This window comes from Methylobacterium sp. J-077 (assembly GCF_022829365.1).
Taxonomy (GTDB): domain Bacteria; phylum Pseudomonadota; class Alphaproteobacteria; order Rhizobiales; family Beijerinckiaceae; genus Methylobacterium.
The window spans coordinates 1-9,082 of the sequence record NZ_JAKSYJ010000110.1 but is presented as its reverse complement, the minus strand read 5'-3'; the positions used below and the strand labels follow the sequence as shown (position 1 = coordinate 9,082).

7 protein-coding genes and 1 rRNA gene are annotated in these 9,082 nt (G+C 70.5%); all 8 read left to right on the top strand.

All coding sequences use genetic code 11. From position 1 onward, the window contains the following. Window positions 1–288: 288 nt before the first annotated feature. The gene (locus MKL11_RS10090; RefSeq protein ID WP_243942767.1) at window positions 289–1,596 is read left to right on the top strand and encodes a septal ring lytic transglycosylase RlpA family protein; all 1,308 of its coding nucleotides are present in this window, start codon (window positions 289–291) and stop codon (window positions 1,594–1,596) included. A 140-nt stretch (window positions 1,597–1,736) separates the two neighbouring features. Continuing rightward, complete coding sequence (locus MKL11_RS10085) at window positions 1,737–2,957, top strand: D-alanyl-D-alanine carboxypeptidase family protein (RefSeq protein ID WP_243942765.1); 1,221 nt, start codon at window positions 1,737–1,739, stop codon at window positions 2,955–2,957. 10 nt (window positions 2,958–2,967) lie between these two features. Continuing rightward, window positions 2,968–3,672, top strand: coding sequence for a dTMP kinase (gene tmk, locus MKL11_RS10080; RefSeq protein ID WP_243942763.1), 705 nt, complete (start codon window positions 2,968–2,970; stop codon window positions 3,670–3,672). Window positions 3,673–4,057: 385 nt separating this feature from the next. Next, on the top strand, window positions 4,058–5,113 hold the full coding sequence (locus tag MKL11_RS10075) for a DNA polymerase III subunit delta' (RefSeq protein ID WP_243942761.1): 1,056 nt from the start codon (window positions 4,058–4,060) through the stop codon (window positions 5,111–5,113). A gap of 161 nt (window positions 5,114–5,274) precedes the next feature. After that, the gene (gene metG / locus MKL11_RS10070) at window positions 5,275–6,852 is read left to right on the top strand and encodes a methionine--tRNA ligase (RefSeq protein ID WP_243942759.1); all 1,578 of its coding nucleotides are present in this window, start codon (window positions 5,275–5,277) and stop codon (window positions 6,850–6,852) included. Between the two features lie 17 nt (window positions 6,853–6,869). Beyond that, on the top strand, window positions 6,870–7,655 hold the full coding sequence (locus MKL11_RS10065) for a TatD family hydrolase (RefSeq protein ID WP_243942757.1): 786 nt from the start codon (window positions 6,870–6,872) through the stop codon (window positions 7,653–7,655). Continuing rightward, window positions 7,652–8,470: an MBL fold metallo-hydrolase gene (locus MKL11_RS10060; protein WP_243942755.1), complete on the top strand. Its 819-nt coding sequence runs from the start codon at window positions 7,652–7,654 to the stop codon at window positions 8,468–8,470. Before MKL11_RS10065 ends, MKL11_RS10060 begins: the two co-directional genes overlap by 4 nt. A 483-nt stretch (window positions 8,471–8,953) precedes the next feature. Further along, window positions 8,954–9,082: ribosomal RNA gene (locus tag MKL11_RS10055) — 16S ribosomal RNA — on the top strand; the annotation flags it as partial.

Here is a 9,082-nt window from a genome sequence, read left to right as displayed (position 1 = left end):
CATCGGGCGACGCCTGACACCAGGGCTCCGCCCTGGACCCGCAAAAGGTCTCGGACCTTTTGAAAACTGAAATTTTTTCCTCGATCAATGGGTTGATCGAAAATCCTCATGCGTCGAGCGAGGAAACGGTCCATCGAACGGGCAGGGGATGAGCGCCGCAGCCGACATCGTTCAGGCTTCCTTTACGTGACCCATACAATTCTGGGTGGACCGGCTGAGCCCAATGGCGCGGCCGGTGCCGGTCCGTTTACCGGCCATGGTCCCGCGTAGAGTTTGGTGATCCCCGACATGGTGCGCACGACCCTTTCCCGGCCTGCGCGCCTCGCCCTGCGGCTCCTGGCCGTCTCGGGCGTGGCCCTGGCCACGGCCAACTGCGCCACCAATCCCCAGCAGCAGAAGCTCAGCCCCGGCAACGGCATCGACCCGAAATACGGGGTGAAGGCGAGCCCGCGCCTCTACAACGAGGGCGACGTGATCCCGAAGGGCGGCGGACGCCGCTACACCGGCAAGCCCTATGTCGTGGCCGGCCAAACCTACGTGCCCAAGGAGGATCCCCGCGGCTACGTGCGGGAGGGCCTGGCCTCCTGGTACGGCTCGGCCTTCCACGGGCGCATGACCGCCAACGGCGAGGTGTTCGACCGCCACTCGATCGCCGCCGCGCATCCGACCCTGCCGCTGCCGAGCTACGCACGGGTGACCAACCTCGACAACGGCTCCTCGATGATCGTGCGGGTCAACGACCGCGGCCCCTACCATGCCGGCCGCGTCATGGACGTCTCCGAGGAGGCGGCCGAGGCCCTGGGCTTCCACCGCCGCGGCACCGCGCATGTGCGGGTCGAATATGCCGGCCGGGCCTCGGTCGCCGGCAGCGACGACCGCAAGCTGCTCGCCAGCCTGCGCACCGACGGGCAGCCCGCCGGCCGCTCCACCGTGATGATGGCGGATCTCGGCCCCTCCGAGGAGCCGGAGCGATACGCCCGCTCGGCCCCCGAGCCCCTGGCCTTCAAGCCGGCTCCCGAGCGTGCGCAAACCGACGAGGCCCCGGCGCCGCGCCCCGCCCCGGTGCGTGCCCCGATCGTGCTGGCTTCGGCCGCCATGCGGGTGCCGGCGGCCGTCCAGCCGACCGCCCAGAAGGTGCGGGATTTCCGGCCGGCGCCGGTCCAGGTCGCCGAGCACAAGAGCGCCGAGCACCGGGGTGCGGGCGTGAAGGTTGCCGGCCTCAATCCAGCTTCAGGCCAGGGCTTGGCGCAGGCAAGCGGCCACGGGGCGGCCCCGAAGCCCACCGCCGTCGCCCTCCGTGCGGCCCCCGGCCCAGGCCGGCCCGGCGCTCCCGCGAAATTCGCTGCGGCCGCGCCCGCCGCGCTGCTGCCGGCGTCCAAATCTGCCCTGGCGCATCTCGCCTCCGCGGCGGCGCCGGCCAAGGAGCCGGCCAGGGGCCTGGCCGCGATCCCCGCCAAGGCTGCGGCCTCCGCCAAGGGTACGGCGCCCACCAAGGTCGCCACCGCCGCCAAGGCACCGGCCCAGGCGAAGGCCGGAAGCCCGACCAAGACGGCGTCGGCCGGCGCCGGGCACGCGCGCCTGGCCGGGATCTACTGAGGCTGGCCGGGGCGCCCCCCTTCCCCGCAATGCGGCATTTCGCGTTCGATCCGGCCCTGAAACCGTAATATGGTCACGCTTGTTATCCGGATACGGTTGGTGGTCTTCCAATCGGGCGACAGGCGTGGGACGGAACGGTGATGCGCAGGACCCTTCTCACCCTTCTCGCGGCTGCCTGCGCGCTGGGGGCGGGCCTCGCCGGCGCGGCCGCCCAAAACTTCCAGACGGCGGCCCCGCACGCGATCCTGATCGACGCCGATTCCGGCTCGGTCCTGTTCGAGAAGGCCGCCGACGAGCGGTTCTCCCCGGCCAGCATGGCCAAGCTGATGACCACCGACATCGTGTTCGAGGCGCTGAAATCCGGCCGCCTGTCGATGGACACCGAGTTCACCGTCACCGAGGACGCCTGGAAGCGGGGCGGGGCGGGGGGCGGCGGCTCGTCGATGTTCGCGCAGGTCAACAGCCGTATCAAGATGTCGGACCTGCTGCGCGGGCTGATCGTCCAGTCGGGCAACGACGCCGCGATCACCATCGCGGAGAACATGGCCGGCACCGAGGAGGCGTTTGCCGGGCTGATGAATCAGCGCGCCAAGGAGATCGGGCTGACGAACTCGACCTTCCGCAACGCCACCGGCTACGCGGCGCTCGACCAGAAGGTCACGGCCCGGGACATGGCCAAGCTCGCCATCCACATCATCGACACCTACCCGGACCTGTACAAGATCTTCGCCGAGAAGGAGTTCACCTGGAACAAGATCCGCCAGCAGAACCGCAACCCGCTGCTGGCCCTCGATATCGGCGCGGACGGGCTCAAGACCGGCTATCTGGAGGAATCCGGCTATGCTCTGACCGGCTCGGCGGTGCAGAACGGCCAGCGCCTGGTGCTGGTGGTCTCCGGCCTCAAGACCGCCCGGGACCGAGCCGCCGAATCGCGCAAGCTGATGGAATGGGGGTTCCGCGCCTTCGAGCCCCGGCAGATCTTTGCCACGGGCGAGACCGTGGCCGAGGCCTCGGTGTTCGGCGGCGAGGCCGGTTCCGTGCCTCTGGTCTCGAAGAAGCCGGTGCGGGTCCTGCTGCCCCGCGGCTCCAACGACCGGGTCAGCGCCAAGGTGGTCTATACCGGGCCCCTCGTCGCCCCCGTGGAGGAGGGCCGGCAGGTCGGCACCCTGCGCATCCAGCGCGGCGACACCGTCGCCCTCGACCAGCCGCTCTTCGCCGGCGCCACGGTCGAGCCCGGCACGCTGTCGCAGCGGGCAATGGATGCGGCGCTGGAATTCGGCACCGGCCTCGTGCGAAAGGCCTTCGACCGCGTCGGCAAGAAGGACGCGAAGTCCGGCGACCGGACGGCCGATCCGACGTGAAGTCGCGCCCGTGATCGTGCCACGCGTCGAAGAGTCCGCTCCGGGAGCCTTCATCACCTTCGAAGGCGGGGAGGGCGCCGGCAAGTCGACCCAGATCGCCCGCCTGGCCGCGACCTTGCGGGCGCGCTCGGGGCGGGACGTGTGCGTGACCCGAGAGCCCGGCGGCTCACCCCGGGCCGAAGAAATCCGCGCGGCCCTGCTCGGCGGCGTCGCCAAGCCCTACGGGCCCTTCGCGGAGGCCCTGCTGTTCTGCGCCGCCCGGATCGACCATCTCGACCGGCTGATCCGCCCGGCCCTGCGCCGGGGCGAGATCGTGCTGTGCGACCGCTTCATCGATTCGACCCGGGCCTACCAGGGCGCCGCGGGCGGGCTTGATCCGGCCGTCGTCGCCGCCCTGGAGCGGGTCGTGGTCGGCCCGACCCGGCCCGACCTGACCCTGATCCTCGACCTGGCCCCCGAGGCCGGGCTCGCCCGCGCGGCCGGGCGCACCGCCGGGACGGGGCAGGGGGCCGACCGGTTCGAGGCCGAGTCCCTCGCCTTCCACACGCGGCTGCGCGACGCCTTCCTGGCGATCGCCCGGGCCGAGCCGCAGCGCTGCGCGGTGATCGATGCCGGCCGCGACCCCGATGCGGTGGAATCCGCGATCCGCGCCACCGTGGCCTCCCGCCTTCCCGGCCTGCTGCCGATGACAGGAAGCCGGGGCGACGCCGCCTGAGGGGCCGGATCCGGGTTTGCGGGGCGTGTCGAGGGGTCTATATTCGGAAGTGGGACCGGCGGTGACCGCCGCCGATCCCTGGCATTCACCCTTTCGGGTGTAGCCAACCCCAGATCAGCGGGTGGACGGCGAGTCGGAGGGTCAAGCTCCACTCGCCGTTTGCTGTTCTGGAGAATGCCAGAGAGAGAACCATTCTCTGCACTTCCGGCCGCGTGTGGCCTTCGCGGGGTGGGTTGGTGAGGCCCACCGTGCGAGGCCGGCGTGAGTCGGCCCCGAGGCGGTGGGCGCCGCCGTCCCGTCTGTGTAAACCGCGCGAAACGGGGACTTCAAAGGGCCTGCCGCCCCGTGCCGGGTGGTCAGGCTTCCGCGCGATGAGACAGGCCGCATGAGACTGGCAGACCGCGCCGCCGACGACGTCGAGCCCGGCGACCTCCCCGGCGTCCCGCGCCCGCGGGAGACCCGGGCGCTGGTCGGCCACGAGGCCGCGGCCGACGCGTTCGGGGCCGGGATCGCGGCGGGGCGCCTGCACCATGCCTGGCTGATCGGCGGCGCCCCCGGCATCGGCAAGGCGACCCTCGCCTACCGGGTCGCCCGCCGCCTGCTCGCCTATCCCGCGGGCGGCGGGCCGGCCGGGCTCGACGTGCCGGAGGACAACCCCGTCGCCGGCAAGGTCGCGGGCCTGTCGCATCCGAACCTGGTCGCCCTGCGCCGCCACCGCACCGCCGGCGCCAAGGCGCTGCCGACCAAGATCTCGGTCGACATGGTCCGCCGGGCCCTCGACCTGTTCGCGTCGACGGCCACCGATTCCGGCTGGCGGGTCTGCATCCTCGACAGTGCCGAGGATCTCAACGCCAACGCCGCCAACGCCCTGCTCAAGGTCCTGGAGGAGCCGCCGCCCCGCGCCCTGTTCCTGATCCTCGCCCACCAGCCCGGCCGGCTGCTGCCGACGATCCGCTCCCGCTGCCGGGTGCTGATGCTGCGCCCCCTCGCGCCCGAGGCGGTCGCCCGGGTGGTGCGCGGCCTGCCCGAGCCGTTCCCGCAGCCCGACGAGGCCGCCCTGGCCCGGGCGGTGGCCCAATGCGAGGGCTCGGTCGCCCGGGCCCTGGCGATGCTCGATCCGGTCACGGCCGGCCTCGTCGCCGAGGTCGAGACCCTGCTGGCCCGGGCGTACACCCCCGACTGGGGCCGGGTGCTCAAGCTCGCCGAGACCCTGGCCGGGCGCGACGCCGAGGCCCGGTTCGAGGCCGCCCAGGATGCGGTCCTGCGCTTCGTCTCGGCCGAGCTCGACCGGCGCCGGGACGAGCCGCCGGCCCGGCTCGCCGCCCTGGTCGAGGTCGCGGAGCGGTTCGGCCGCGCCGCCCGGGAGGCCGCGATCTACAATCTCGACCGGCGCCCGGTGGTGCTGTCGTTGTTCGGGGATCTTGCCGAGGCGGCCTCGTAGAAGCTGCGCCTTCCGGGACGACCAGGGCTCCACCCTGGACCCGCAAAAGGTGGCGGACCTTTTGAAACCCTGATCGTCCGCGCGGCGGCGGCGGTTGCGTCCCAGCCCCGGCCGCGCGACAACGCGAAAAACCTCTCGCGATCATCCGGAACACCACAGACGTGACGTCCAACGCCCCGGCGAACTCCAAGAAGACTTTTGGCCTCTCGACCGCGATCTCCTACCCCAACGGCGCGCCCCATATCGGCCACGCCTACGAGGTGATCGCCGCCGATGCCATCGCGCGCTTCCACCGGCTCGACGGCTACGACGTGCTGTTCTCCACCGGCACGGACGAGCACGGCCTCAAGATCCAGCAGGCGGCGACCCGGGCCGGCACCAGCCCGCGCGCGTATGTCGACGGCACCGCCGCCCGCTTCCAGGCGATGGCCGACCGGATGGATTGCGCCTACGACCGCTTCATCCGCACCACCGAGCCCGGCCATTACGAAGCCGTGCAGGCGATCTGGCGGCGGATGGAGGCCAACGGCGACATCTATCTCGACAAATACGCCGGCTGGTACTCGGTGCGCGACGAGGCCTATTACGACGCGGCCGAGACCCGCCTGCTGGAGGATGGCAGCCGCCGCAGCCTCGCCACCGACACGCCCGTGGTGTGGATGGAGGAGGAGAATTTTCTGTTCCGTCTCTCCGCCTACCAGGACAGGCTGCTGAAGCTCTACGAAGACCAGCCGGACTTCATCGGGCCGGAAACCCGGAAGAACGAGGTGGCGAGCTTCGTGCGCTCCGGCCTCAAGGACCTCTCGGTCAGCCGCACCAATTTCGACTGGGGGGTGCCGGTGCCGGGGCATCCGAACCACGTCATGTATGTCTGGGTCGACGCCCTGACCAATTACCTGACCGTCACCGGCTTCCCCGACGCGGAGAATCCCCGACAAAAATTCTGGCCGATGGACCTGCACGTGATCGGCAAGGACATCGTCCGCTTCCACGCGGTCTACTGGCCGGCCTTCCTGATGTCGGCCGGGCTGCCCCTACCCAAGCGCGTCTTCGGCCACGGCTTCCTGCTCTCCAAGGGCGAGAAGATGTCGAAGTCGCTCGGCAACGTCCTCGACCCGTTCGAGCTCGCCGACACCTACGGGGTCGACCCGGTGCGCTACTTCGTGCTGCGCGAGGTGCCGTTCGGCGGCGACGGCAGCTACAGCCACGAGGCGATCATCGGCCGGATCAACGCTGATCTCGCCAACGACCTCGGCAACCTCGCCCAGCGCTCGCTCTCGATGGTCGCCAAGAACTGCGACGGCGCGGTGCCGGATCCCGGCCCCCTGGACGAGACCGACCGCGCCCTCCTGGCGCTGGCCGACGCCCTGCCCGGGAAGGTCCGGGAGCTGATGGGCGATCTCGCGCTTCACAGCGTGCTGGCCGAGATCTGGGCGGTGGTGGCCGAGGCCAACCGCTACTTCGCCGGCCAGGAGCCGTGGAAACTGCGCAAGTCCGATCCGGCCCGGATGAACGCCGTGCTCTACACGACGCTCGAAACCCTGCGGGCCTTCGGCATCCTGGTCCAGCCGTTCGTGCCTACGGCAGCGTCCAGGCTCCTGGACCTGCTCGCCGTGCCGTCAGACCGGCGCGCCCTCGCCGATCTGGGGGAGGGCGGTCGCCTGGTCCCCGGCACCGCCTTGCCCGCCCCGGCCCCGGTCTTCCCCCGGTTCGAGCGGCCCGAAGCGCCGGCCGCCTGACAGCGATCCGAGACACGATGCTGATCGACAGCCACTGCCACCTCGATTTCCCGGACTTCGCCGCCGACCTGCCGGGGGTGATCGCCCGAGCCCGGGACGCGGGCGTTACCGGGATGCTGACCATCTCGACCCGGGTCGCCCGGGCCGAGACCTACCGGGCGATCGCCGAGGCCCATCCCGAGATCTGGTTCACCATCGGCACCCATCCGGACGGGGCCGCCGAGGAGCCGGATGTGTCCGCCGAGACGATCGCGGGGATCGCGAAGGCGCATCCCCGCTGCGTCGGGATTGGCGAGGCCGGGCTCGACTACCACTATCCCGACGGCGCCCCCGAGGCCGTGCAGGAGCGGGTGCTGCGCGCCCATATCGAGGCGGCGCGCCTGTCCGGCCTGCCCCTGGTCATCCACGCCCGGGATGCCGACGATCACATGGAGCGGGTGCTCACCGACGAGATGGGCCTGAAGCCCTTCCGGGCGGTGCTGCACTGCTTCTCGTCAGGCAAGCGCTTGGCCGAAATCGGGCTCGAGCTGGGGCTGTCGATCTCGTTCTCCGGCATCGTCACCTTCCGGCGCTCGCATGCGCTCCGCGACATCGCCCGGAGCGTGCCGCCGGACCGGATCCTGGTGGAGACCGATGCGCCGTTCCTCGCGCCAGAGCCGCATCGCGGCCGCACCAACGAGCCGGCCTACACGGCCGACACCGCCCGGTCGCTGGCCGAGACCCTGGGACTGTCCGCCGAGGATTTCGCCCGGATCACGACGGCGAATTTTTTCGCCCTGTTCGACAAGGCTGAAGCGGCATGACCGATCCGGGCGCCGCGCCGGCGAGCCTCAACCTGCGCATCCTCGGATGTGGCTCGTCCGGCGGGGTGCCGCGGGTCGGCAGCGGCTGGGGCGCCTGCGATCCGGAGGATCCGCGCAACCGCCGCCGCCGCTGCTCGATCCTGGTCGAGCGCGCCTTCGGGGGAGGGCGGACTACGCTGCTGGTCGATACCTCGCCCGACCTGCGCGAGCAGCTCATCGATGCGGGCGTCCAGCGCCTCGACGGCGTGCTCTACACCCACGCCCACGCCGACCACACCCATGGCATCGACGATCTGCGCCCCCTGGTGATCACCATGCGCGGGCGCATCCCGGTCTATGCCGACACGCTCACCCGGGGGCTGCTGACCACGCGGTTCGGCTACTGCTTCGAGACGCCCCCCGGAAGCGCCTATCCGCCGATCCTCGACCTGCGCGATCTGCCCCCTGAGCTGACCCTCGACGGACCGGGCGGTCCGATCACGGTGGAATCGCTCCCGGTGGAGCACGGCACCGAGGCGGCCCTGGGCTTCCGGTTCGGCCGGTCCGCCTACATGCCCGATGTCAGCCTGATTCCGGAGGCGAGCTTGGCGCGGCTCCACGGTCTCGACCTCCTGATCATCGATGCCCTGAGGGATACGCCGCACCCGACGCATTTCTCCGTCTCGGATGCCCTGGCGCTGATCGCCGAGACCAAGCCCCGGCGGGCGGTGCTGACCAACCTCCACACCGATCTCGATTCCGCGGCCCTGGCGGCGCGCCTGCCGACGGGTGTCGCGCCGGCCTATGACGGGATGACCCTGACCCTCGACGCCTGAGGCACGCTTCGGGGGAGGGGGGACACAATCGGAGGTAGGGACCGAATCGGCTGTCACACCCTTGTCGCGGCCGGAGTCCAAGAAAATCGGCTCCACCCCGGAACAACCCTGTTGACGGCCGGGAACCAGCTGCGTATACACCGCTCATCGGCGCCGGCCGCGGAAGTGGCCCGGGCGCTGAGGCATCTTCTGACAGATCTGCGGGGTTGGCCGGCGGGAAAGCCGGGCAGCTTGCTGTTTGTCTTGAGTAGGTCGGGTCTCAGGATCCTGCCGCGCGGTCTTTGACATTGTTGGAATTGAGGAAGGGAGACGCGGACGGCGTTTGTCCTTGCGGTCGGAGCTTTGGCTTCGGCAAGTGAGAGACTAGTGCCGATCGTCGTGTTTCTCTTTTTGAGCTCACCGATCTGGTTGCGCTGTGAAGCGCTGCTTGGTCGATTGTGAGGCTCCGTCTGAGAACTACGTGATCGGCCAGATCAATCTCTTCAACGTGAGAGTTTGATCCTGGCTCAGAGCGAACGCTGGCGGCAGGCTTAACACATGCAAGTCGAGCGGGCACCTTCGGGTGTCAGCGGCGGACGGGTGAGTAACGCGTGGGAACGTGCCCTCTGGTTC